22 protein-coding genes and 1 pseudogene are annotated in these 24,530 nt (G+C 68.8%); 12 read left to right on the top strand and 11 right to left on the bottom strand.

All coding sequences use genetic code 11. From position 1 onward, the window contains the following. Nucleotides 1-127: 127 nt before the first annotated feature. Nucleotides 128-1,507, top strand: a complete 1,380-nt coding sequence (locus tag ACIBAE_RS23385; protein WP_399288865.1) for an IS1380 family transposase — start codon at nucleotides 128-130, stop codon at nucleotides 1,505-1,507. A 578-nt stretch (nucleotides 1,508-2,085) separates the two neighbouring features. Further along, the gene (locus tag ACIBAE_RS23380; protein WP_399288862.1) at nucleotides 2,086-2,811 is read left to right on the top strand and encodes a YecA family protein; all 726 of its coding nucleotides are present in this window, start codon (nucleotides 2,086-2,088) and stop codon (nucleotides 2,809-2,811) included. A gap of 401 nt (nucleotides 2,812-3,212) precedes the next feature. Here ACIBAE_RS23380 and ACIBAE_RS23375 read toward each other — a convergent pair whose 3' ends face one another. Further along, the gene (locus ACIBAE_RS23375; RefSeq protein WP_399288859.1) at nucleotides 3,213-5,369 is read right to left on the bottom strand and encodes a tetratricopeptide repeat protein; all 2,157 of its coding nucleotides are present in this window, start codon (nucleotides 5,367-5,369) and stop codon (nucleotides 3,213-3,215) included. Then, the gene (locus ACIBAE_RS23370; RefSeq protein WP_399288857.1) at nucleotides 5,366-5,779 is read right to left on the bottom strand and encodes a hypothetical protein; all 414 of its coding nucleotides are present in this window, start codon (nucleotides 5,777-5,779) and stop codon (nucleotides 5,366-5,368) included. Before ACIBAE_RS23370 ends, ACIBAE_RS23375 begins: the two co-directional genes overlap by 4 nt. Nucleotides 5,780-6,010: 231 nt before the next feature. Between ACIBAE_RS23370 and ACIBAE_RS23365 the strand changes: the two genes are divergently transcribed. From ACIBAE_RS23365 to ACIBAE_RS23355, 3 genes and pseudogenes are all read left to right on the top strand, one after another. Continuing rightward, nucleotides 6,011-6,280 carry a hypothetical protein gene (locus tag ACIBAE_RS23365; protein WP_399288854.1) on the top strand — a complete coding sequence of 90 codons (270 nt, stop codon included), beginning with the start codon at nucleotides 6,011-6,013 and terminating at the stop codon, nucleotides 6,278-6,280. Beyond that, on the top strand, nucleotides 6,273-6,884 hold the full coding sequence (locus tag ACIBAE_RS23360; protein WP_399288852.1) for a DUF6879 family protein: 612 nt from the start codon (nucleotides 6,273-6,275) through the stop codon (nucleotides 6,882-6,884). The genes ACIBAE_RS23365 and ACIBAE_RS23360 overlap by 8 nt, the downstream gene beginning before the upstream one ends. 212 nt (nucleotides 6,885-7,096) lie before the next feature. Then, a pseudogene (locus ACIBAE_RS23355) lies at nucleotides 7,097-7,894 on the top strand (LCP family protein); the annotation flags it as partial. A gap of 110 nt (nucleotides 7,895-8,004) precedes the next feature. Here the strand turns inward: ACIBAE_RS23355 and ACIBAE_RS23350 are convergent. Further along, complete coding sequence (locus ACIBAE_RS23350) at nucleotides 8,005-8,673, bottom strand: hemerythrin domain-containing protein (RefSeq protein ID WP_399288849.1); 669 nt, start codon at nucleotides 8,671-8,673, stop codon at nucleotides 8,005-8,007. 265 nt (nucleotides 8,674-8,938) lie between these two features. Between ACIBAE_RS23350 and ACIBAE_RS23345 the strand changes: the two genes are divergently transcribed. Together ACIBAE_RS23345 and ACIBAE_RS23340 are read left to right on the top strand one after the other, a co-directional pair. Beyond that, nucleotides 8,939-10,747: a prolyl oligopeptidase family serine peptidase gene (locus ACIBAE_RS23345; protein ID WP_399288847.1), complete on the top strand. Its 1,809-nt coding sequence runs from the start codon at nucleotides 8,939-8,941 to the stop codon at nucleotides 10,745-10,747. 361 nt (nucleotides 10,748-11,108) lie between these two features. After that, the gene (locus tag ACIBAE_RS23340; RefSeq protein ID WP_399288844.1) at nucleotides 11,109-11,861 is read left to right on the top strand and encodes an SURF1 family protein; all 753 of its coding nucleotides are present in this window, start codon (nucleotides 11,109-11,111) and stop codon (nucleotides 11,859-11,861) included. A 130-nt stretch (nucleotides 11,862-11,991) separates the two neighbouring features. Here ACIBAE_RS23340 and ACIBAE_RS23335 read toward each other — a convergent pair whose 3' ends face one another. From ACIBAE_RS23335 to ACIBAE_RS23300, 8 genes are all read right to left on the bottom strand, one after another. Continuing rightward, nucleotides 11,992-13,398 (bottom strand): hypothetical protein, encoded by a 1,407-nt coding sequence (locus tag ACIBAE_RS23335; protein WP_399288842.1) that lies wholly within the window; start codon nucleotides 13,396-13,398, stop codon nucleotides 11,992-11,994. Beyond that, complete coding sequence (locus ACIBAE_RS23330; RefSeq protein WP_399288839.1) at nucleotides 13,395-14,057, bottom strand: SigE family RNA polymerase sigma factor; 663 nt, start codon at nucleotides 14,055-14,057, stop codon at nucleotides 13,395-13,397. Before ACIBAE_RS23330 ends, ACIBAE_RS23335 begins: the two co-directional genes overlap by 4 nt. Nucleotides 14,058-14,435: 378 nt before the next feature. Then, on the bottom strand, nucleotides 14,436-15,494 hold the full coding sequence (locus ACIBAE_RS23325; protein WP_399288836.1) for an aspartate-semialdehyde dehydrogenase: 1,059 nt from the start codon (nucleotides 15,492-15,494) through the stop codon (nucleotides 14,436-14,438). Beyond that, on the bottom strand, nucleotides 15,491-16,762 hold the full coding sequence (locus tag ACIBAE_RS23320) for an aspartate kinase (protein WP_399288833.1): 1,272 nt from the start codon (nucleotides 16,760-16,762) through the stop codon (nucleotides 15,491-15,493). The genes ACIBAE_RS23325 and ACIBAE_RS23320 overlap by 4 nt, the downstream gene beginning before the upstream one ends. Before the next feature lie 327 nt (nucleotides 16,763-17,089). Further along, nucleotides 17,090-17,305 carry a type II toxin-antitoxin system VapB family antitoxin gene (locus ACIBAE_RS23315; RefSeq protein ID WP_399288830.1) on the bottom strand — a complete coding sequence of 72 codons (216 nt, stop codon included), beginning with the start codon at nucleotides 17,303-17,305 and terminating at the stop codon, nucleotides 17,090-17,092. A gap of 146 nt (nucleotides 17,306-17,451) precedes the next feature. Further along, on the bottom strand, nucleotides 17,452-18,813 hold the full coding sequence (locus ACIBAE_RS23310; protein ID WP_399288827.1) for a hypothetical protein: 1,362 nt from the start codon (nucleotides 18,811-18,813) through the stop codon (nucleotides 17,452-17,454). A 268-nt stretch (nucleotides 18,814-19,081) separates the two neighbouring features. Continuing rightward, nucleotides 19,082-19,264, bottom strand: coding sequence for a DUF397 domain-containing protein (locus ACIBAE_RS23305; RefSeq protein WP_399288824.1), 183 nt, complete (start codon nucleotides 19,262-19,264; stop codon nucleotides 19,082-19,084). After that, the gene (locus ACIBAE_RS23300) at nucleotides 19,261-20,010 is read right to left on the bottom strand and encodes a helix-turn-helix transcriptional regulator (protein ID WP_399288890.1); all 750 of its coding nucleotides are present in this window, start codon (nucleotides 20,008-20,010) and stop codon (nucleotides 19,261-19,263) included. Before ACIBAE_RS23300 ends, ACIBAE_RS23305 begins: the two co-directional genes overlap by 4 nt. 196 nt (nucleotides 20,011-20,206) lie before the next feature. Here ACIBAE_RS23300 and ACIBAE_RS23295 point away from each other — a divergent pair, with 196 nt between their 5' ends. From ACIBAE_RS23295 to ACIBAE_RS23275, 5 genes are all read left to right on the top strand, one after another. After that, nucleotides 20,207-20,845, top strand: a complete 639-nt coding sequence (locus ACIBAE_RS23295) for an ATP-binding protein (protein ID WP_399288821.1) — start codon at nucleotides 20,207-20,209, stop codon at nucleotides 20,843-20,845. A gap of 212 nt (nucleotides 20,846-21,057) precedes the next feature. Continuing rightward, nucleotides 21,058-21,864, top strand: a complete 807-nt coding sequence (locus ACIBAE_RS23290; protein ID WP_399288818.1) for a hypothetical protein — start codon at nucleotides 21,058-21,060, stop codon at nucleotides 21,862-21,864. Nucleotides 21,865-21,876: 12 nt separating this feature from the next. Then, complete coding sequence (locus ACIBAE_RS23285; protein WP_399288815.1) at nucleotides 21,877-23,412, top strand: B12-binding domain-containing radical SAM protein; 1,536 nt, start codon at nucleotides 21,877-21,879, stop codon at nucleotides 23,410-23,412. After that, nucleotides 23,409-24,065 carry a dTMP kinase gene (gene tmk / locus ACIBAE_RS23280; RefSeq protein ID WP_399288812.1) on the top strand — a complete coding sequence of 219 codons (657 nt, stop codon included), beginning with the start codon at nucleotides 23,409-23,411 and terminating at the stop codon, nucleotides 24,063-24,065. Before ACIBAE_RS23285 ends, tmk begins: the two co-directional genes overlap by 4 nt. Next, on the top strand, nucleotides 24,062-24,505 hold the full coding sequence (locus tag ACIBAE_RS23275; protein WP_399288809.1) for an NUDIX domain-containing protein: 444 nt from the start codon (nucleotides 24,062-24,064) through the stop codon (nucleotides 24,503-24,505). The genes tmk and ACIBAE_RS23275 overlap by 4 nt, the downstream gene beginning before the upstream one ends. Nucleotides 24,506-24,530: the final 25 nt, after the last annotated feature.

Below are 24,530 nucleotides of genomic sequence, written 5' to 3'. Positions count from 1 at the left end.
ACTAACCTCGCGCTTTCGCGAGTGAGCCTGTCCGGGTCTTGATCAAATAAGTGGAGAGTGCTTCTGACCTGCAACGATGGGACTTATCTAGGGTCCTGTCAGCTGCAAGGAAAGAAGCACTCTCCAGGTGAGTAAGCGTATCGGGTTGTACCCGCGTGTCCGAGTCGAGGGCGGTGGCCGCCGGGTGGTCTCGCAGGCCGGGTCGGTGCTCCTGGTCGAGACGGTCCGCAAATCCGGCCTGGACACCGCGATATCGGCGGCAATGGCGCCGTGGCGCAAGCAGCGGGCGGTGCACGACCCGGGCAAGGTCCTGCTGGATGTCGCGCTCGCGACGGCTCTGGGCGGAGACTGCCTGGCCGATGTCGCCGTCCTGCGGGCCGAGCCCGAAGTATTCGGCCCGGTGGCGTCCGACCCCACGGTCTCCCGGCTCATCGACGCCCTCGCCGCGGCCGGCCCGAAGGCACTCACCGCGATCCGGTCGGCGCGGGCCGACATACGGGCGAGAGTCTGGGAGTTGGCCGGTGTGAACAGTCCGGCCGCCGACGGGCAGGTGATCGTGGACCTCGACGGCGTGCTGGTGCTTGCGCACTCCGAGAAGCAGGACGCCACCGCGACCTGGAAGAAGACCTACGGCCACCACCCGCTCGTCGCGTTCGTCGACCACGGCCAGGACGGTTCCGGAGAGCCGGTGGCCGCGCTGCTGCGGCCCGGCAACGCAGGCTCCAACACCGCGAGCGATCACATCACCACCACCCAACTCGCCCTGGCCCAACTCCCCAAACTCCTGCGGCGGGGCCGGCAGACACTGATCCGTACCGACTCCGCAGGCGGCACCCACGCCTTCCTCAACTGGCTCACCCGCCGGGGCCAGTGGCTGTCGTATTCCGTCGGCATGACCATCACCGAGGTCATCCACCAAGCCGTCCTGAAGATCCCGAAAAACGCATGGACACCGGCCTACGACGCCAGCGGCACCGAGCGACCCGGCGCCTGGATCGCGGAGATCACCAACATGCCCGACCTCTCCTCCTGGCCGAAGGACATGCGACTGATCGTCCGCAAGGAACGCCCGCACCCCAGCGCACAGTTGCGCTTCACCGACCTCGACGGACTACGGCTCACCTGCTTCGCGACCAACACCAAGGGCGGCCAGCTCGCCGACCTGGAACTACGTCACCGCCGGCGGGCCCGCTGCGAGGACCGGATCCGAAACGCCCGCGACACCGGCCTGCGCAACCTGCCTCTGCACGACACCGCGCAGAACCAGATCTGGCTGGAGATCGTCTCCCTCGCACTCGACCTCCTCGCCTGGATGCCGATGCTCGCCCTGACCAGCAAAACCCGCCGCTGGGAACCCAAGAAGCTCCGCCTGCGGCTGTTCTCCGCTGCTGCCCAGCTGGTCACCACCGGCCGCCACCGCTGGCTCCGCTTCACCGCCCGACGGCCCTGGACAGACATCATCACCCACGCGATCGAACGACTCACAGCCCTGCCGAAACCCGGCTGACCAGCAACTCCGACCGCCCCGACGAACCAGCAGCATCCCGGAACTGTGGAACCCGGCGCCCACCCGACGCGACAGCCGGGCCACCAACCTGCCCCAGCCCCAAAGAATCCGTACCTCGCAAGCACAGAGCCCCCGTCAGCGAACCGACGAGGACTCATGAACGATCGAGGCTAAGAGGCCGAGAATGATGGAAGACCTGCCATCCGGCCTGACCGGTTTTTGGTAGGTGACCTGCTCCTCACCGCTAATCTGGTTCGACCGTACGACGCTTGGAGGTGGCCTTGAGGCCGCAAGAGGTAATACCACCGCAACGTCTAGGCCACCTCGAACGCGAGTCCAGGGGTTACCCCGTGATCGCAACGGTTGGGCGTGATACAGAGGGGGCAAACTTCGGAGCGATCGATGAACGGCGAAAGCTCGTACTGGCCACGTTCGACTGGTGTGCTGTCTGCGGGCTTCCCTTCGGAGACGAAGCACGATGGCAAGTCCTCCCCCACTTCGGCGACACGCCCCTTCCCGAAGAAGTTGGGCTCGCAGAGGCACCCGTACACGAGATCTGCGCTGTCTACTCTGCGCAGGTGTGCCCATTCCTGTCGTCGCAAGGCGCACGTCTCGGGGATGACAAGCGCCGCGGTACGCGTCGCGAGGAAACCGTTCAGGTTGTCGGATACAGCCGCACCAAGTCGGTCGAGGCGTTCCGTTCCTCGCTCCAGGACGATCTCTTCGTCCTGCACTTTCTCCACGACAAGGTGATCGACTCCTTCGCCTACAGTGGCCCCGAAGAGGTCAAGGAGCGGTACGAAGATCTCCTGGCGGCAGAACTGCGCATCGAAATCCCGGCCGCAGAGAAGGTGCTCATCGACCGGTTCAACGCGATGAGCACCCCGGACGAGCCGACCGGTGACCCAGGCGTGGTGGTAGCTGGCGCCGCCGTCATGATCGGCGCCGGCTTCGCGCCCGACATCTTTCGGGTCCAGGGAATGCGGCGCTTCGACGAACGCGACTCGTACGGGCTTATCGCTCGGCAGTTCCTGGAACGCGGCGGGCTTACTGAAGCCGCAGCGACCTTCCCTGACGCATCCGGCAAAGCAGCAGCACAATGGCTCCTAGACAAGGGCAATGATGTGCCTGCTGCGCTGTCGCTGTGGCGAGACCTCGGGAAGCAACGGGTGTCTGGGCGCACGATTCCCAAGCAAAGGCCCGTCGGGCCGGGCCGCAGCGTTGGCAAGAACACGCCCTGCCCGTGTGGGTCAGGACGCAAAGCCCGTCGATGCCACCCTGCAGGAGTACCCGAGTCCCTCTAAGCAGCGTGCAAACTCGCCTCTGCGAAGCGGCCGGCGGGAGTAGCGCCGCTTCGCGAGGCGGTCACAGCATCAGGACTTGGGAGAATTCTGGGAGATGATCTTCCTCCGCAGGCCGACCGAGCCCTTGCCACACCAACCCAAAACTTGCCCCTGACCTGACGGTTTGCAAGGCGACCAGGTGCCGATCTTGCCCGACCCTCATTCGGGACGAAGAGGTCGTGGGTTCAAATCCCGCCACCCCGACTTCGTTAGGCAGTGCTCAGGCCCTTGATTCGCTAAGAATCAAGGGCCTGAGCTGTGTTTTATCACCAATCCACTGGTGTCAGGACATCTCCGCGAAGCTGTGCCCCCGCCGGAAGCCTCTGACTGCGGTGTGGACCCCATCGTGCGACCGTTCGCCGTCATACCGGCGGCTCGGGCGGCCGCCATCGCCCTGACCTGAGCTCCTCCTGCAAGTCCCGGCTGACCACGGTGAAGTGGTGCTCGGCGCCAAGGCTGCGCTCACGTCCTGTGACAACCTCGGCCATCAGCGCGACTGCGGCATCCGCCAGTCCGAGCGCCGCCTGTGTCTGGGCGTGTAACTGCCGAGCCGCGAGGACTGTTGGGTAACCGGGACCCAACACCCGTTGATAATCCTCGACAACCTGGCGGATCTCGTCGTCGGCCGACTGGTAGTGGCCGCGTACGAACTGGACGCGGGCGTGGTTGTGCCGGGCGCTCAATGTGACCGCGTGGTCCGGCCCAAGGTGCTGGGCGCAGGTTTGCGGCAGGGATAGGAGCGTGTCGTCGGCCTCGGCCGCGATCTCCCTTGCGGTGAGCATCGCCAGCAGGCTGACCCGTGACCGGAGGGTCGCCGGGTGCCAGGGCCCGAGGACATCCCGGCGGCCCGCCACCACTGATCGGAGGAGCGTGACGGCTTCCTCACGTTTGCCGTGGTTGCCGAGTACAAGTTGCAGCGCCTGACCGCTGTCCAGGGTGTCCGGGTCGTCGGCACCGAACAGCCTCACCTGTGTGGAACGGACGCGGCGGAGCAACGGCTCCGCTTCCTCGTACCTTCCCAGTCGGAAGAGCGAATGCCCGGTCCTGGCATACGCGGCGAGTAGCAGCCGGTGTTCATCGCCGAGCGTTCGTGCCGCGAGGGCCGCCGCCGCACTGGCGGTCTCCCAGGCGGACAGGTAGTCCCCGGTACGGTGCAGAGCCGTGGCCAGGCGCGTGGCGACGCGGAGCACATCCGCAGCGCCGGAAGGCTCGGCTGTCCTGCGCATCAGACCCAGGGCATGTGGCGCCAGCAGGCGTAGCCGCGGGTCGTACGGTCCGGCGGCCGGCACCTCCGGCACAGCCGCGTCCAGCAACCGGACGGCGGTCGCGTTGAGCACGACAAGGTCCGCCGGAGGTGTGGCGGCGGCGACAGTGTCGAGGAGCACCCCGTGGCTGTGCGCACATCGCAGGTCACCGAGGTCGACCAGTTGGGTCAGCGAGTGGTCGAGCAGAGCGGTGAGCGCGGTCTCGGTGCGGGCGGGAGGGAGTACCGCGCCGATCTCCGGACGGTTCAGCACGGACAGGGGTAACGGCTCGGGTGCCAGCCGGGCGAGCAGCCTCAAGAGCGCCACCGCCTGTGGCAGTCCGCGCTCCTCGAACGAATCAAGTGTCAACTGCCAGGTTCGGCCGACCAGATGCCGAGGGTCCTCTTCGGTCAAGACATCCGCTCCCTGGTCGATGAGTTCCACCGCTTCGCCCTCTTCGAGCCGCCGTCCGTAGTGGTCCATTGTCCAGGGGGCGATGACTTGGTGTGCCAGGAAACCGCCCGCGAGAGTGAGCGCCAGGGGCAGGCGTCCCAGTCGGTCCGCGATCTCCGCCGCCTGCACCAGCGTGCCACTGTGGGGGGCGAGGTCGCACAGCACGCGCGCGGCGTCCTCACGCGGAAGTACGCCGATGTGCTGCAACTCCGCTCCGGGCCACCAACGGGCGGCCGCCCGGCGGGTGGTGACCAGGACAGTGCCGCGTGGACTACCGCGCAGCCAGCTGCCGTCGCGGAGGATCGCCGGGTCGTCGGCATTGTCGAGTACCAGAAACCAGGGCTCGGGTGATTCGTTCAGGTAGTGCCATACGAGATCCGCTGCGGGGCGGTGTCCCTGGTGGGCGGCCAGCAGTTCGCCGTCACGGGCACCTCGGTCGGCGGCGGCTGCGAGCATGCCGGCCCGGAGCCCGGCCCGGTCGGCGGCATTGACCCACAGGCCCACCCGGCGGTACTCCACGGTGGCGATGTCGAAGAACGCCTGCGCGACGGCGGTCTTCCCGCAGCCGCCCATGCCGTGCAGGACGTACGCCTCAGCGCCTCGGCCCGACGTGAGACCTTCCCGCAAGCGCGCCAGCACGTCGCTGCGGTCGCGCAGGGTCAGGGGCGTATGGCCGACTCCCGGACGACGGACGGAGTCGGGTCCGCCCACGGTGGCTCGCCCGCCGCTCGCGTAATGGTGGTGTTCGGTGATGTGCTGGTCGCCCGTTGTCTGGTACACGCGGCCGTTTTGATGGGCGCGGCCGTCCATGGCGCCGCTCATCGTTCGGTGATGTGCTGGTCTCGCCCGGCCTGATAGACCCTGGCGTGCCCGGAGGCGGAGGCACGTTGTGTGATGGCGGGGTCTGCCGTCGATATCGGCGGAGTGATCTCGTCCAGCAGTCGGCGCAGCTCAGCAGCGGCGTCGGGCCGCGCGACGAGCAACCGCCGCAACCTGGCTTGCCATTCGGCGCGCACCTCGCTCAGTACCTCTTGGTCGTCGGCCAGGCTGGCCGCCAGTACCTCCGCCTGCCCCGCGTCCAGCTCGGCGGCGACCGACTCAGCCCGATGCGGTTGCGTGCGTCGCCACAGATGGACCAACCTCTCGCGGGCCGCCTGCCAGGCGTCGGTCGCCATCAAGGCGACCAGTGTGGCTCCGCCGCTCTGAGCGAGTGAAGTGATCTCCGGATCCATGGCGCTCCCCCCGAACCAGTTGGCTCAGCGACAACTTTACGTACAGAGCACACCAGCGTCGACAGCGCGATTCCGTGACACGAACTCTGCTCATGAGGAGCGGATTCCGTTTGGCACGCCGACAGGCGTCAGGTGGCCTGTTCCTTTCGAAGCCCGTGCGAAATCCACTCGTCGTGGTCGCACACGCTGCTAGTGTCGCTTCGTTCGGACCCCGAACAGAGTGAGGTTGCTGTGGCAAGGTCATGGGAAGCGGATCCGGAGACGACGTTCCTGCGGCGGATCGGTAAATCGCCGCAGGAACTGGGAGTCACCTCGGACACCCCCGACTGCCCCGACATGTGGGAGTTGGGCAACGGCGATGTCGCCGTCATCGGGAGGGACTTGTCGACCTCCCTCGGCGCGAAGCTGCCCACCGGAGTGTCGATCGGTCCCGATGAGCGCCTCGTGGTGATTCCCCGGAGCATGCTCATCGCGGCGAAGCCGGATATTCCCAGTGTTTGATTCATTTCCTCAGGGAATCTCGACGCGTCTCGACCGCCCGCGATATCACGAGGAGTACTACCGCACCCTCAAGAGCGGAATTGGGCACCTCAACAAGCTGGAGCGTGGGCAGAACTTCAAGGAGCGCGGCTTCGCAAGCTGGGAGGCCTTCGCGGCCGGGCATTGGGACGAGGCGCTCTCACTCATTGAGGAAAGGCGTGACGCCTACGTCCAGCAGGTCAAGGAAGTAGACCGCCTCGGAGTGCTGCAACGTCGGCTCCGCGTAGTGGAATTTCCCGTAACGCCTTATGTCCAGTGGGAGTTACACGTGCTTCGCCTGCGGGTCGAAGTAGGCGACCGGATCCACCTGCTCGACGCCAGGACGATCGCGGACATCGAGAAGCACCATCCGGCCCCCGAGGTGGTGATCCTCGGTGACGCGGCGATGTTCGAGGTGCGGTACGACAGTGACGGCAACGCCGCCGGTGCCAACCACTACACCGACCCGGAGCTGATCGCGGAGACCTCGGCGGGCTTCGACGAGCTCTATGCACAGGGAGAGAAGTACGCCGACTTCTTCGACCGTGAAATCGCCCTTCTCCCGCCGCCGACCGTCATTCCCTGAGTATCGACCGCCACTCCCCGTGACTGGAGCAGGTGGTCGGCCTTGCCGGCCTTGATAGCGACGATCAGGGCGCTGAGCGCCTCGACGGAGTCGGTGACGTACCGATTCTCCTGGCCGCTGACAGCGATGCGGGCCTTATCGTCAGCTTCGGTGTCGGAGCGCTGCCACCAGCGTCGGCTGGGCAGTAGCAGCAGCCCCGAAGGTACGGCCTGTTCCTACGGATCAGGCACGGCATCGGGGACGGTTCCGACATCGGCCGGATCAAGCGGCAGCAGGCCTTCGTCGCCAGTCTGATCAAGAAGGTGAAGAGCGAGGGCCTCACCCCGACCAAGCTGCTGCCGCTCGCGGACGCCGCCACGCGGTCCATGACCGTCGATCCGGGGCTCGGTTCCGCGGACAAGCTGCTGGGCTTCGCGATGTCGCTGAAGGACATCGATCTGCACAACACGAAGTTCGTCACCGTCCCGTGGCGTTACGAGGGGTCGCGCGTCGCGATCGTCGAGCCGGACGCGGACGCGCTCTGGGCGGCGCTGCGGGCCGATCGTACGATCGACGGCCTGGACGCGAGTGGCGAGGAGGCCGCCGCTGCCTCCCCCGCCCCGAACCCGAGCCCGAGCCCGAGCGTGCCGGTGTCCGGTGCGGGCATCTCCGTCGGCGTCTACAACGGCACCAGGGTCACCGGGCTGGCCGCCCGGGTGGCCGGCACTCTCGCGGACCACGACTTCACGGTGACGGGCACCTGGACCGCGAGCGCTCAGGGCTACGGCGCCTCGGTGATCGAGTACGGCCCCGGCCAGGAGGAGCACGCGAGGACGCTCGCCCGTTTCTTCCCGGGCGCGCTGCTCCAGTCCGTACCCGCGCCGGGCATCAACGTCATCGTGGGGATGTCGTACGCGAACGATCCGCCGCCCGCTCCCTCGGCGGCGGCGCCGACCGGCGTACCGTCGCAGGTGGCCGAGGGCGCCCGTTCGGCGGACGACGATCTCTGTTCCAACCTCTCCTACGGCTGATAACCGGCCCGCGCCGGGACGAGCGCAGCGCGGCCGGCCGACTGACCGGCCGTCAGCCGCACCACGGTCATCACATCGGAGTCGTCGACGGCCGCCCCCTGGGGCCCTGGCTAGGCGTACGGCGCGAGGAGCGCCTTCTTGGTGGAGCGGTAGCGGGCCAGCAGCACCGGGCGCAGCCACCGCACCGGCGGCGGGAAATCGTTCACCATGGACGTGTATCCGGGAACCGGCTCCGGGTCCTGCATCAGTCCGAACATCAGATGCGGGCTCGTGCGCGGCGCGCTGTGGATGATCGCGTTCCGCAGTCGCACGATCTCGTGGTCCGGGACCTCGGGGATCAGTTCCCGCAGGACGGGTTCCTCCTCGTCGAGGTGGCCGATCAGGATGGCCTGGACCTTGTGCACGGACGGCAGCCCGGACAGGGCCGCGTGACCGACGACCGCCAAGGCCCTCGCGTGCTCCCCCACACCCTCCGCCGGCGCGGCGAGCGCGTCGACCGCCCTGGTCAGGGCGTGCAGCTCCACGTCGAGCGCCTGGTGCTCGACCGTCAGCCGGTCCAGCTCGGCGACCGCCGCGGGGAAGAGGTCACGCAGTACGGGCCAGAACAGCGCCTCCTCGCTCTCGTGGTGGTGGTGGACGAACTCGATCAGCCAGCGGGTCGCTCCGACCAGGGCCCTGACGTCGACGGACTCGCCACGGGCGAGACGTTCGAACGAGGCCGAGACGAGCGCGGTCCCCCGGCGCATGATCGTGTGCACCGCGAGGAGTTCGTCGTACATACGCGTGCCTTCAGTCTGAAACGTGGAGGAAGCGGCCATCGTCTGTACCTCGGATGCAGTGCCACTGCAAGCTGTGAAAATAAGATCCAATACCTTATTCGTCCTTGTATATCGCCTTGCCCGGGTATGTGAACCTGGAAACACTCTCAATGAGAGCATTTGCCCGTACCGGTTTCGCTGCGCGAGAACGCCCCTGTTTCCCGGGTTATCCACAGGCCGGGGGGACCACGGACGGAATGTCAGGGCCCGGGAGCAGAATGGGGTCATGACTGAGATCACCGGTTCGACGCCGGATTCGATGCCGGAGTGGGAGAGGCGCTTCCGGGCGCCACGGGTTTCGCTGCCGGACTGGGCGGAGGACGCGCCCGAGCGGGCGCTGTTCGTATCGAACGCGACAGGGACGTACGAGCTGTACGCGTGGGACCGCTCGACCGGCGAGCAGCGGCAGGCGACCGACCGGCCGAACGGGACGACGGACGGCGTGCTCTCGCTCGACGGCGAGTGGATCTGGTGGTTCTCGGATTCGGACGGGGACGAGTTCGGGATCTGGATGCGGCAGCCCTTCCACCCCGGGGCGGACGGCCCCGGCGACGAGCCCGCGACGCCCGGGCTCGACCCCTCCTATCCGGCCGGGCTCGCGCTCGGGCGGGACGGTACGGCGGTCGTCGGACGGTCGACCGACGAGGACGGCTCGACACTGCATGTCGTACGGCCCGGTCAGGCGCCCGTGGAGATCTACCGGCACCGGGAGTCGGCCGGAGTGGCGGATCTGTCGTACGACGGGGCCCTCCTCGCGATCGAGCACACCGAGCACGGGGACGCGATGCACTCCGCCGTACGGGTGCTGCGGCTGGACGGCTCGGTGGTGGCGGAGCTGGACGACACCCGGGGCGGCACGCGCGAGCTGGGCCTGGAGGTGCTGGGCTTCGCGCCGGTGGACGGGGACAACCGGCTGCTCGTCGCCCATCAGCGGCGTGGCCGCTGGGAGCCGGTCATCTGGGACCCGCTGACCGGCGAGGAGACCGACCTCGCGATCGAGCTGCCCGGGGACGTCAACGCCGAGTGGTACCCGGACGGCGCCGGGCTGCTCGTCGCGCACAGCTTCGAGGCCCGGGGCGAGCTGTGGCGGTACGACTTCTCCAGGAGCGCGCTCATCCAGGTGGACACCCCGCCCGGCTCGGTGTCAGGGGCGACCGCCCGTCCTGACGGCAGCGTGGAGTACCTGTGGTCCTCGGCGGCGCGCCCGCCGGAGGTCCGTTCGACGGACGGCGGGGTCGTGCTCGACCCGCCGGGGATGGCGGCGCCCGCCTCGGTGCCGGTGGAGGACGCGTGGGTGGAGAGCCCTGGCGGCCGGGTCCACGCGCTGGTGCAGCGGCCGGCGGGCGAGGGCCCCTTCCCGACGGTCTTCGAGATCCACGGCGGGCCGACGTGGCACGACAGCGACGCGTTCGCGGCGGGACCGGCCGCGTGGGTCGACCACGGATACGCGGTGGTACGGGTCAACTACCGGGGGTCGACCGGTTACGGGCGGGAGTGGACGGACGCGCTCAAGCACCGGGTCGGGCTGATCGAGCTGGAGGACATCGCGGCGGTCCGCGAGTGGGCGGTGGCCTCCGGCCTGGCCGACCCCGCGAAGCTGGTCCTGGCGGGCGGATCGTGGGGCGGCTATCTGACCCTGCTCGGCCTCGGCACCCAGCCGGAAGCCTGGGCCGTGGGCCTCGCGGCGGTTCCGGTCGCCGACTACGTGGCGGCGTACGACGACGAGATGGAGGCCCTCAAGGCGATGGACCGCACCCTGCTGGGCGGCACGCCGGAGGAGGTGCCGGAGCGCTTCGAGGCGTCGTCCCCGCTGACGTACGTGGACAAGGTCCGCGCGCCGGTCTACATCTCGGCGGGGGTCAACGATCCGCGCTGCCCCATCCGCCAGGTGGAGAACTACGTGGACCGCCTGGCGGCGCGCGGTGCGGTCCACGAGGTGTACCGGTACGACGCGGGCCACGGCTCGCTGGTGGTGGAGGAACGCATCAAGCAGGTCCGGCTGGAGCTGGACTTCGCGGCGAAGCACCTCGGGTAACGGGGATCGGAGGGGCGGGGTCCGGACGGGGGGCCGGACGGCGGGCCGGACGGGGGGCCGGACGGCGGGCCGGACGGGGGGCCGGACGGCGGGGCACGGGGGCGGGGCTGGATGGCGGGGCCCGGACGGGGGCACAGGGGTGAGGCACAGGGGTGAGGCACAGGGGTGAGGCACAGGGGCGGCGGGCCTCGCCGGGCCCCGCCGCCTCGGGCCCCGCCGCCTCGGCGCTGCCCGGATGGGCCCGGCTCTGTTCTCGCATGTCGCGGAGAACGCCTCGCACCCGTGCCCCGGATGGCGGTACTCGCTCCCTCATCCGGGTCCCGGGTCCCGGCCGGGGGAGGACGTTCCGTACCGTGGGGGCGTGTACCGGTTCCTGGTGACTCCCCGCTGGTGGGGGATCAATGTCTTCGTCGTGCTGGCGATCCCCTTCTGCGTCTTCATGGGGACCTGGCAGCTCGGCCGCTTCGAGGACCGTGTCGACTCGCACCGGGCCGCTGAGGAACAGCCGGACCCGGCCGGGCGGGCGGCGGCGCCGCTGGCGACCCTGCTCCCCGTCGACCAGAAGACGTCCGGGCGTCAGACGACCGCGACCGGGCGATACGGCGACCAGTTCCTGGTGCCCGACCGGGAGCTGGACGGCAAGAACGGTTCGTACGTGCTGACCATGCTGCGTACCGACACGGGCAGGGCACTGCCCGTCGTACGCGGCTGGCTCGCCCCGGGCGGTGAGGCACCCGCGCCGCCGGCCGGCGAGGTCACCGTGACCGGGGCGCTCCAGGCGTCCGAGTCGCCCGGGAGCGGCGGGGTGCGTACGGGCGGCGGACTGCCGCAGGGGCAGCTCGGCATGATCAGCGCCGCCTCGCTGGTCAATCTCGTGCCGTACGACGTGTACGACGCCTGGGTCACCGTCAGCCGGGCGTCGGACGGCCTGCGGGCCGTGCCCCCGGCCGCGCCGCAGAACACCGGACTCGACCTCAAGGCGTTCCAGAACCTGGGCTACACCGGCGAGTGGTTCGTCTTCGCCGGCTTCGTCGTCTTCATGTGGTTCCGGCTCTTCCGCCGCGAGGCCGAGGCGGTCAAGGACCGGGCGCTGGGGCTGGAGACGGCCGCCTGAGAGCCGCCAGGCGGCCCGGGGGCGAGCGCCCCGCCCGGGTGGGCGGAGGGCACTCCCCCAGGAAGCCCAGGAAGCCCAGGAAGCCCAGGAAGCCCAGTACCGGTCACGGCACCCAGTACCGGTCACGGCACTAGGAAGCGCTCAGGACGCCCGTCCGGTAGATCGTGCCCACGCAGGCGTTGGGGATCGTCGCCTGTGCGCTCGGCGCGCCGGCCTCCGCCGTGAGGGACACCGAGACGTTGCCGTCCACCCCGCTGGCTTCCGTTCGCAGCTTGGTCTCCGCGTTCGCGGACTCCGAGCCGGTCCCGGAACTGGCCGCGCCGCTCTCACCGGTGCCGCCGGTCGTGCCCGTCGAGCCCTCCGCCGGGGGCGTGGGGTCGGGTGTGGCACCCGTGGTCGGGCAGGAGTCCGCCGGGACCCAGGCGAATCTCACCTCGTACGCGCCGTTCGGCGCCAGCACCAGCGCCGCCGACTCCTGGGACGGGTCGGGCAGCCCGATCGCCGCGTCACCCGAGGTGTGCTCCACGACGTTGATCCTGCTCGGGTCGGCCGCGCCGCCCGCGAGGAAGCTGATCGAGCCCCGGCCGGTGACGGCGCACTCGGCGCCCGAGACGTTGGCGACGCGGAAGATCCCGTACACCTTGCCCGTGGAGTCCGGTGCGCCCGCCTCGGCGGTGGTGACCCCGAGCTGGCTCGCGCCGCAGGTGGGTGAGGAGGCGACGGAGCTGCCGCCCGCCGGGTGGGAGGCGCTGCCGGTGGCCCCGTCGGTGGAACCGGAGGCGTCGGCCTCCGGGGCGCCCGGCCGGCCGGGTTCGTTCTCGCCGGCGGAAGCCGCGCCGGAGGGGAAACCGTCCCTGCCCATCGCCCCGCTGCCGCCGGAGCTCTTGCCGGTGCCGGCGCCGCCCTGCGCCTGCTCGCCGTGGCCGGCGTTGACGGAGTGATCGCCGCCGGCGCCGCCGGAGCCCGCGACATGGACGAAGGCGGGGACCGCCGTGCCGAACAGGATCGCCGCGGCCGCCATACCGACGACGGCCTGACGCTTCCTGGCTCGCCGGGTCGGGACCGCTTTGCGCAGGTGGTCGAGGACGCCGTCGGACGGCTCCAGATCCTCCACCGCGCTGTGCATCAGACGCCGCAGGGCCAGTTCGTCCTCGTCCAGCTCACTGCCGAGGGCGCGTTCAGAGCCACGGCCGAAGGCGCGGCCGAAGTCTCTGCCGGGGCCCCTGCCGGGTTCCCCGCTCAGGCCGCCGTCCGGGCCGCCCGCGTCGCCCGAGGTGCCCGGGCCACCTTCCGTACCCGTCCCGCTTCCGCCCGCGCTTTCGCTCGCGCTGCTGTCGGCGCTTCCGTCAGCGCTTTCAATTCCGTTGTCGGCACCCGCAGCGCCGAGGCCACCCAGGTCGTCATCCGGCCCGTTGTTCACAATTCCGTTTCCAGTCAGGTCGTTCAGGAGCGCGTCCGGCCCGTCCTGCTCGTTCTCTCGGCTCTCTTCGCGGCCTGTGCCACGGCCGAATCCGCGCCGGTACGTACGCCCACTCATGCGTTGGCCTTCATGACGACGCGCAGCGCCGCTATGCCACGGGAGCCGTACGCCTTCACCGATCCCAGGGACACGCCCAGGGTCTCGGCGACCTGCGCCTCGGTCATGTCCGCGAAGTACCGCAGGACCAGGACCTCGCGCTGACGGCGCTGCAACCCGCGCATCGCCTTGATCAGATCGTCCCGCTCCAGCAGGTCGTAAGCACCCTCCTCCGCGCTCGCCATGTCGGGCATCGGCTTCGACAGAAGCTTGAGCCCGAGAATGCGGCGGCGGAGCGCGGACCTGGACAGGTTCACGACGGTCTGCCGCAGGTACGCGAGCGTCTTCTCGGGCTCGCGTACCCGGTTTCGCGCGGAATGAACGCGTATGAACGCTTCCTGGACCACGTCCTCGCAGGAGGCCGTGTCGTCCAGCAGCAGGGCGGCGAGACCCAACAGCGACCGGTAGTGGGCGCGGTAGGTCTCGGTGAGGTGATCGACGGTCGTACCCGCTGCCATCGCCTCGTCAGCGCTCTGCCGCTGGGAGGGTATGCGGGTGGGACGCGCGGCGGGCATGGGAGCGATCACCGGCATGCCGCCAGACGTGCGGGGCCGCCGGAGCGGACGCACGGTCGCGCCGCGAACGGCGACCATCGCTGTGATGTCGAGAACCTCTGCCACGCCTGTTGGACACGCTTCCCCCCATCAGGGTTGTACGTCCCCGCCGCCCCATGTGACGCTGCACCAATGAGCCTCATGCGTACCGGATCTCCCCCCAATGCCCCAATTTCGCGGCACCGCACGGGGGCGACCGCGTAGACGCGTCACGGCCAGCCGGCGGTTGCGGTCCTCATATGGAAAAACCGACTCGCATCGTCGAACATGGCAACGCCCCAGTTCAAGTGGTAGAGACCTTCGACTTGGTCACAGGGCGTTCACAGATGCTACAAAAAATTAAGGTTCGACTGCTTGCGCTTTTCGGCCGACCGGCGCACCGGAAAGAGGAGTTGGGCGTACGGGGATCTCAAGGGCGTACGAGGCGCAACGGACCTAACGGACTTAAGCCTTCAACAGCTCCGCCGCGACGGCCTCGGCGATCTGCGCCACGTTCAGCGCCGCGCCCTTACGGAGGTTGTCGCCGCAGACGAACAGCTCCAGCGCCCTGGGGTCGTCCAGCGACCGCCGTACACGCCCCACCCACGTCGGGTCGGTCCCCACCACATCGGCGGGCGTGGGGAAATCGCCCACCCCCGGATTGTCGAACAGCACCACGCCCGGCGAGGTCGCCAGGATCTCGTGCGCCCGGTCGACGGTGATCTCGTGCTCGAAGCGCGCGTGCACGGACATCGAGTGCGTGGTGATCACGGGGACGTGGACGCAGGTGGCCGCCACCCGCAGCCCGGGCAGGTCGAGGACCTTCCGGGTCTCCTCGCGGATCGCCATCTCCTCCGAGGACCAGCCGCCCTCCTGGAGCGCGCCGGACCAGGGCACCACGTTCAGCGCCAGCGGCGCGGCGAAGGGGCCGGTGGTGTCGCCCACCGCGCGGCGTACATCGCCCGGGTGCGTGCCCAGTTCCGTACCGGCGACGGCGGAGAGCTGATCGCGCAGCGCGCCGATGCCGTCCTGGCCGGCGGAGCTGACCGCCTGGTACGAGGAGACCACCAGCTCCCGGGCGCCGAATTCGGCGTGCAGCGCGCCCACCGCGACGATCATCGTCAGCGTGGCGCAGCCCGGACTCGCGATGATCCCGCGCGGACGGGACCGTACGGCGTGCGGATTGACCTCGGGAACGACCATCGGTACGTCCGGGTCCATCCGGAAGGCCGCCGAATTGTCCACGACGACCGCGCCCTTGGCGGCGGCGATGGGCGCCCATCTCGCGGACACCTCGTCCGGCACGAGGAACACCGCGACGTCCACGCCTTCGAGCGCTTCCTCGGAGAGCCCGACCACCTCGGTCGCCTCGCCGCGTACGGACAGCTTGCGGCCGTCCGTACGCGGCGAGGCGATCAGCCGGATCTCGCCCCAGATGTCGGCGTGCTGCGACAGGATCTGGAGCATGACGGCGCCGACGGCACCGGTCGCACCCACGACCGCGAGCGTCGGCTTCCGGGTCATCGCCCGGTGCCCCCGTAAACGACGGCCTCGTCGGTGTCGCTGTCGAGACCGAAGGCGGTGTGCACGGCGCGCACGGCCTCGCTGACCTCGTCAGCACGGGTGACGACCGAGATGCGGATCTCACTGGTCGAGATCAGCTCGATGTTCACACCCGCGTCGGACAGCGCTTCGAAGAAGCCCGCCGTGACGCCCGGGTTGGTCTTCATGCCGGCGCCGACCAGCGAGATCTTGGCGATCTGGTCGTCGTAGCGGAGCGACTCGAAGCCGATCGTCGACTTCGTCTTCTCCAGCGCGTCGATCGCCTTGCGGCCCTCGGTCTTCGGCAGCGTGAAGGAGATGTCGGTCAGACCGGTGGACGCGGCGGAGACGTTCTGCACCACCATGTCGATGTTGATCTCGTTGTCCGCGATCGCACGGAAGATCGTGGCGGCCTCACCCGGCCGGTCGGGGACACCGACAACCGTGATCTTCGCCTCGGAGGTGTCATGGGCGACACCGGAGATGATGGCCTGCTCCACCTTGCGGTCCCCTCGCGGTTCGTTGCTGACCCAGGTGCCGGGCAGTCCCGAGAAGGACGACCGGACGTGGATCGGGATGTTGTAACGGCGTGCGTACTCCACGCACCGGTGCAGCAGCACCTTGGAACCGGAGCTGGCGAGCTCCAGCATGTCCTCGATGGAGATCCACTCGATCTTCCGGGCCTTCGACACGACCCGGGGGTCGGCGGTGAAGACGCCGTCCACGTCGGTGTAGATCTCGCACACCTCGGCGTCCAGCGCGGCCGCGAGCGCGACGGCGGTGGTGTCGGACCCGCCCCGCCCCAGGGTGGTGATGTCCTTCTTGTCCTGGGACACCCCCTGGAACCCGGCGACGATGGCGATGTTGCCCTCGTCCAGCGCCGTGCGGATGCGGCCCGGCGTGACATCGATGATGCGCGCTTTGTTGTGGACCGAGTCGGTGATGACACCGGCCTGGCTGCCGGTGAACGACTGGGCCTCGTGGCCCAGGTTTTTGATCGCCATCGCCAGCAGCGCCATGGAGATCCGCTCTCCGGCGGTCAGCAGCATGTCGAACTCACGCCCGGCAGGGATCGGCGATACCTGCTCGGCGAGATCGATCAACTCGTCCGTCGTGTCACCCATCGCGGAAACCACGACGACCACCTGGTGGCCGTTCTTCTTGGCGTCGACGATTCGCTTGGCGACCCGCTTGATGCCCTCGGCATCGGCTACGGAGGAGCCTCCGTACTTCTGCACGACAAGGCCCACGTGCGCTCCTCGCTCAATCCATTACTGCTGTCGGCTCAGTTTACCGAGCGGTCGCATTTCGCCCCGGCTATATCAGATCATGAGATGTCCAGCTCACGGGATGATCAGCGAGAGGCGGGCACGGCCGCTCGGTGAGGATGCATGCCCCCGATCATGAAGGCCACGCGGAACGTGGGGCGCGTCACAGGCCGCCGTCACCTGACAGGGCGGTGGCGCGCGGCCCCCGGGATTGTCGTCCGGCGGCGTCCGGCGATGAGCGTCCGGCAGGTGCCCGGCGGGTGGGCGTCCGGCGGGCGAACGCGGATTTGTCGATCAGGTATCGCTCGTTCATGCCGCCGACGACTCCTGCCTGGGGTCGTTGCGGACGTCGTACATAAGGTCGATCTCCCCGGTCTTGATGGCGTCGCTGAACTCCTGCCGACGCAGACGCTTCGCCGCGTCCACGACTGCGGCCAGGACCGCCGCCTCGTCCGTCTCGGCGCCGAACGCCGCACGGATGTCTTCGAGGAATTCCCCGTCGATGTCGACACTGATGCGGGCCATGTCAGGCCGCCTTTCCACGAGAGGAATCACCGGACCACCTCCACGATAGGTCTCGCTGCTACGGGTTCGAGGCGCCTGCGGACACCTCGGTTCTTCGCGCCGCGCCTGGCCGCGTCGCGCTTCACCGCGCCGTACTTCACCGCGCTTCACCGCGCCGCGCTCGCACCGCTCAGCTCGCTGTGTGTCGGCTGCGGGATGGACCGGGCCTTGAGACCGGCCGCCGCGCGGGCCTCGTCGGCGCGGCGGGCGACGTCCACCTCGGCGGGGACGCTGCGGAAGGTGTCCGGTACGGAGTCGATGACCACGCCCGCCTCCTCCGCCACGTCGTACGCCTTCATCTCCTCGCGGCATTCCAGGCACACTCCCCGGACGAGCACCTTCACCGTCTCGGGCTCCTCGCAGTTCATGCAGGTCATCAACGCGCGGGTCACATGGGCGGACTGCCGGATCGGCGCGGGCGGCATCTTGCTCTCCAGTCGGGTACGGGCGATCGCCCCCGGGCTGTGCAGGGGATGCGGCAGCCCGGCGGTCAGGGAACGGGTGAGGTGATCCACCGTCGCCCCGCGCGCCAGCCACTGCGCGGCCAGCGGTTCGAGCGCGGCGCACTCGGCGGCGGAGAGGGTCATACGGGGATCGGTACGGCCGAGCCGGCTGAGGACGCCGTACGCCTTCGAGGGCACGGCGGCCACGACCGGCGCGGCGGCGGGTACGGGTGCGGGTGCGGGTGCTGGGGCGGGTGCTGGGGCGACGACGGGGGCCGGGGCGGGTACGGGGGTCGGCTCCGTGGCGGGCGTGGGCAGCGGCTCGGACTCGGGGGTCGGCACGGGTTCCGGCTCCCGCTCCGGATCGTCGTCATCCGGATCGGGGTCGTCGTCCCACCCGTCGCCGTCGTCCCACCCGTCGCCGTCGTCCCACCGGTCGTCCCACCCGTCGCCGCACTCCGGCTCTTCGTCATACTCCGGCTCGGGTTCGATCAGGTGCCAGGCATCAGGGTCCGCATCAGCCTCAGGCTGGGTTTCCCGCTCAGGCGCGGGTCCCGGTACGGCCCCGGTCGCCGACGCGCACGCGGCGGCTGCCCGCTCCCGGCGTTCCAGCTCGGTGAGGTCGATCCCGCACATGCTCCGTACGAAGGCCGTCCACCACGCGTCGTCCCTGGACGTCCGCGTGAAGTAGGTGCGTGTCACCCATCGAAAACTGTTGTCCTCCAGCTGCAAGTGCTGCTTCACCCGGCGCAGATGACCCTCGTCCGAAAGGAAGTTGAGCGCCTTGCCGCACGCCTGCTGGCCGTAGTCGGCGATGTTCCCGGCGAGGGCCTTGTAGCCGATCGCCGAGCCCTCGGGAAGGCGGTCGATGTACGAGGCGACGGCCGCCTCCCGCGTGCGCAGATGTGCGAAGTCCGCCTGTCCACGCGGGCGTTGGTCGGGTGCGCAGCGCTTTCCGTACCCCGGTTTGGCCCAGGGATGTGCGGAGGCGGGCAGGGCAGCACTAAGGTCGGTGTAAACCACCATCGAGTCCTGTCGATGCGTAGGTCAGGCCCCGGATTTCGGTGTTGGCGCACCGGCCGGGGCCGCTTAATGCCCCGAACGCTAGACGTTCATCACACTCCGGCGCAACCCGACCACGGAAAGTCATCGCGCCTGGTCGGTCGGGGACTTGGGAGGGGGGAAGGTTTTTCTCTCCCCCGGAAAACCACCCAATGCCTAAAGAAGGGCTCGAAGCCCGAGGCCCGGAACCCGAGGCTCAAGCCCCGGGCCGACCTGCGGTGACGTCTCCGACTCAGACGCGGCGCGCGTACGCCACGAAGTCGTCCCAGGAAGCCTGCGGAACGGCCAGTTCGGGGCCGGCGGGGGACTTCGAGTCGCGAATGTGGATGGCAGGGCGGCCGGCGGCCACCTCGACGCAGTTACCGCCCTCGCCGTCGCTGTAGCTGGACTTGAACCACGCCAACTGCTCGCTCACAGCTCATCCACCATCCGCTCCAGGAAACGGGCCGAGTCCTCGGCGCCAAGGGCTTCCATGCGGATCATGCTAAGCCGCTCGGTCGCCGCACTGACCGCTTCCGGCTCAGAGGTCAGCTCGCTCGCGAACGGCCCCTCGGCGAAAGCGAATCGCTCGTGGTTGCGGGTCTCCAGCAACACCATGGATCCACTGAGTGCCGCAGGAATACCGCGCTCGTACGGCAGCACCTGGAGCGAGATGTTACGCCGCGCTCCCACCTCCAGGAGATGGAGCAACTGTTCCTTGTCCACAAGCCGGCCACGGAGTGCGGCCTCGTACAGCACGAAAGTGAACGCCACCGGTGGCCTGCTGCTCAGGATCTTCTGACGCTCCAGACGGGCCAGGACTCGTTCTTCGACCGTCTCCGCGTCCACCGATGGAGAGAAGTTCCCGATCAAATCTCGCGCGTACGTCTCCGTCTGCAAGAGTCCCTGCACAAGAGCCACTTCGTACGACCACAGGTTGATCGCCTCACGCTCCTGAACCATGAAGTTCAGGGCGCGGGCGGGAAAGCGGTGGCGTCGCAGATAGGGCTTGGCCGCACTCAGCAGCCCCTCCGCCCGCAGCAGCTCATCCGCAGCGTCGAGCAGCTTGGGCGTCGGCATCCGTACGCCCTGCTCCATCGCCTTGATCGTGTCGGGAGCGTAATTGGAGGCCGCGCCCAGCTCCTCACGGCTCACACCGGCCTTCGTGCGCCACCTCTTCACCTGGTCACCGGCGTACCTCCAAGCGACCGGCGACTGGGAGTTCTCGCCCTGCTCCTGAAGTGACACAGTCCGCACCTCCGACTGATACACCGCACCGTGTATCCGCTCCGTCACTTCCGAGCGTAACCACTCTCAACCAGCCTGTGACCATGAATGATGCAATCCGACCCTCTCTGGTCGAGTGGTGAGCACGCCCATGTCCACGACCGTGATGCGGTTCGGCCGCTCAACCGCCTCCGTGCCCGAAGCCCGTGCCTTCGCCCGAGGTGTTCTCCGTAACGCCTGTGCCCACTTCCTCGACGACGTACTCGTCTGCGTCTCGGAGCTGGCGACGAATGCCGTCCGGCACGGCGTGCCCGTCGGCGGGGCGTTTCTGATCAAGATCGAGGCCGACGATCAGCGCGTACGGGTCGAATGCCACGACGCCAACCGCCGGCGCCCCCGCGTACGCCACCCCGCCGACGACGACCAGCATGGGCGGGGCCTGCTGCTCGTCGAGGCCATTTCGTCGCGCTGGGGTGTCGGTGACCGGCCGTTCGGCAAGTACGTGTGGTTCGAGCTGGATCTCAGGCCCCCGGCCGATGAAGCGGACCGGCCGAGCCGTCTCCTCGGCACGCTCGTCGGCGGGAGCAAGGTCGAGGGCACGGTCGAACTCGACGTCCCGGGCCAGGGTGTCGTGGTCGTCCGCACCGGCCAAGCAGACGTGCCCGCCCTGCTCAGGACGTACGCGAACCGGCGCGTGGCAGCCGAGGTGGACGCCCTGAACGGGCCCTCGCCAGTGGGGCGTGAGCGGCAGCGCCGTCAACTTCTCGGCCTCTCGCTTCACGAGGACTGAACTGCCGGCCCGGGCAGGCGGGGCGTGGAGAAGGAACGACCCATGTGTCGGACAGGCTCCCCGCTGCCGCCCCTGCCCAGGTGCCCGGCTACGACGTTGCCGCAGTTATCGCCCGCCGTTGATGCCTTCGCATTCCGCAGTCCACGGCGTGCCGCTCATCGCTGACGCGAGAAGCTACGGAGAACCGCCCGCACCACCAGAGGAGCATCTCCGTGACCGGCGTTCTGACGACTGATCATCCTGGCTGGCACAGCGACGCCGATGGGGCACGCGCGCGTGTAGTTCGTACGGCTTGCGGTCTCTGGGTCCTGTCCTTCGACGACCAACAGGGCCTGCGCGTCGACTGCCTGGAGGGCACCGAGGACGTGAAGCCCGCGTTCCTCTCCACCGACCCCGCCCACCTTCCGCAGACCGCACCACCCGCGCTGCGGTCCGGTCTCGACGAGCTCGGCGTCACGCAGCGGCTGGCGAATCCGTGGCTGTGGGACGCGATTACCACCGCGATCCTCCGCCAGGTCGTACGCGCCGACCAGGCCCGCAAGCTCTACCGCGCCTGGTGCAGCGCCTACGGCACCGTCGTCGACGGTCCGTTCGGCAAGCTCGCTGTGGCCCCGGCTCACGCCACGGTGATGGCCTTGGCCGACGAGAGCTTCGCCGCAATCGGCGCCAAGTTCCACCGCACCGCGCTACAGGCGGCGGCCGAGTACTACGAACGCCACCACGAGTCATGGGAGGGTGCGAACGCCGCCGACCTGAGTGTGGCGCTGACGGCCATCCCTCGGATCGGGCCCTGGACCGCCCGTGCGGCTGCCGCCGACTTCACCGGCGACTTCAGTATCTACCCGCACGATGACCTCGCCGTCCGCACCTGGGCCGCCCAGATCGCCCCCGCCTACCCCTGGCCCGGCAAGAAGGACAAAAGCTTCGGTCCCCTGTGGACCGGCTGGGCCGGTCCAGATCGAACCGCTCTGCACACCCTCACCCTCGCCACCCTCACCTGGGGGGCCCATGCCCGATGACCTGGAGGACCGATGCAGCAGTTACCGCTGATCGCGGGCGCCGACGACGCCCGTACGCTGGACGCCCTGTTCATCAACGCGCCACTGCGTGACTACACCCTGCGGCCTCGCACGAACGACTACACCCTCCCCGTGCTGGGCATGGCGTACATCGCCACCTACGCGCAGAGTCAGGGCTTCAACGTCGGCCTCCTGGATGCCGAAGCTCACGGCCTGGGCATCGAGGAGGCCGCCCGGATCGTCAACGAGGCCACGCCTCGCTGGGCCGCCATGAACCTCCTCGCACCGACCTACGAGATGTCCGCGAAACTCGCCACCCTCCTGAACCCGGGCATCGCCCTGATGGTCGGCGGCCATCACGCCAAGGCCATGCCGGACCGCGTGCTGAACGACCCTCGCATGCGCAGCCTCCGGGCCCTTGTCCTCGGTGAAGGTGAGCTGCGCGTCACCGCCCTTCTGGAGGACGAGCGAAATCGGCGGACGCTGCCCGGCGTCATGTGGCGGGACCCCCTGCTCGGCACCCGGGCCACCGGCATCGCCGACCCCAAAGCCAGCGCAGCGCTATTGAGCCCGAACATCGACACCCTTCCGTACATCAACCGGGCCTTCCTCCCGCAGGATCCCTGCCAGGCCGCCCCGACCGCGACCGACCGCCGCCTGGCCTCCCGAGGCTCCCGCTTCGCTACGGCTGCCCGCACCGGGCACATGGAGGCCAACATCGTCGGCAGTCGCGGCTGTCCCTACAACTGCACATTTTGCGGCGCCGCCGTCACAGCCAACCCGGACGTCACCATCCGGGTGCGCTCCCCCGAGAACATCATCGGTGAACTCGACCAGTTGCACGACGAGTACGGAGTGACCGCGTTCCGCTTCGTCGACGACCTGTTCCTCGGCGTCGGCCGCGTCATCGACGAGCAGATGGCGGCCTTCACCCGAAACCGTATTGGCGAACGGTATGTGTGGGACGCCACCGGACGTATCAACGTCCTCAACCGGCTCTCCGAGGCGGACCTGGACCGCCTCGTGGCCAACGGGCTGCGCGAAGTCGCCCTCGGTATCGAATCCGGCAGCGACCGCATCCTGGCAGCAATGGACAAGCGCATCGACGCGGCGATGACCGAGCGCGTCGCCCGCCGCCTGGTCGCCCACGGTATCGGGGTGAAGGGCTACTTCATCCTGGGCTTCCCCGGCGAGACACAGGAGGACCTGGACGCCACTGTCCAGCACATCCGCAACCTGTGGGACATCTCGGATCTGCACACCGGAGACGTGCGCGCGAGCGTCTTCGAGTTCCGCCCTTACCCTGGCACACCCGTGTGGCAGACGCTCACTGACGCCGGATACGAACCCGACACCCTCCTCGCGTACGGCGATGTGGACCTCACCAGCGACGGCGCGCACGAGTCGATGCGGCAGCGCGACGAGTTCAACTTCTCTGTCGGCATCCCATTCGGCGACATCCCTCTGCAACGCATCCGGTCGACGCTCGCCATGCTCACCCGCGAGCAGCACGAGCGGAACCACAGCGGGCAGGAGGTTTCCGCATGAGCCACGGACGCTCCGGCTGGTTCGTCAGCATCGACGGGCCCAGCGGAGTCGGCAAGTCCACCACCGTCAAGGCTCTGCACGACCTTCTGGCCGAGCAAGGTCGCCCCGTCACCAGGACGGTCGAACCGACCACCAGCGCCCTGGGCACGTTCACGCGCTCCCACGCCAACGAGATCCACGGCCTGGCGCTGGCCTGCCTCGTGGCCGCTACTCGCTACGAGCACGTCGAGACTGTGATCGACCCCGCGCTGCGGGCCGGCGAGCTTATCGTCAGCGACCGCTACCTACCCTCCACGCTGGTCCTGCAGCGGCTCGACGGTGTCCCATTCGAGTTCTTGATCGATGTCAACCGGCATGCTCCGTTGCCGGATCTGGCGGTGATCCTCACCGCCGAGCCGGGGCTCATCGCCCAGCGCGTCGCCGAGCGGGGAATCACCCACCGCTGGCACCTGGACCCCACCGGCCCGGGCCATGAAGTCGATCTGTACCGGGACGCAGCGGCCTACCTGACGGGCAGAGGTGTCAACGTGCTGGTCCTCGACAACAGCACCTACACCCCATCGGACGCAGCGCACAGAATCGCCGACGCCATACCGGCTCTGCCGCTAGCCTCGGTCCCCTCCCCCACCCCTTCAACCCCCCAAGGAACATGAGCGGACATCCGGCAACACCCGTCATCGACACCCACGTCATCCTTCGCGACGGCGACAAGGTCCTGTTCTCCCAGCGGGGCGGCCCGTACGGCTACGGCCGGTGGCACATGCCGTCCGGGAAGCTCGACCAAAAAGAGTCCCTGCCCGCCGGCGCCGCCAGGGAGCTGTTCGAGGAGACCGGTATCACCGTCGACCCGACCGACCTACGGATGGTTCAGGTCGTTCACCACCGCCAGGACGACGAGGTGGAGCGCATCGGCTTCTTCTTCGAGGCCGTCGAGTGGGAGGGGAACCCCGTCAACAAGGAACCGGAGAAGTGCTTGGCGCTCACCTGGTTCACCGTGCACGAGCTTCCTGACGACATCATCGAGTACCCGCAGGCCGGCCTGCTCGGCTACCTGAACGAGACCGGGCCTCTCACCTCGCACAACTGGCGGTAGCGCTCCCGGCGCTCAAGTCCGGCGA

Origin of the sequence: Streptomyces sp. NPDC051569 (assembly GCF_044454085.1) — a bacterium.
GTDB lineage: Bacteria > Actinomycetota > Actinomycetes > Streptomycetales > Streptomycetaceae > Streptomyces.
This window is presented reverse-complemented; position numbering and strand designations above follow the sequence as displayed.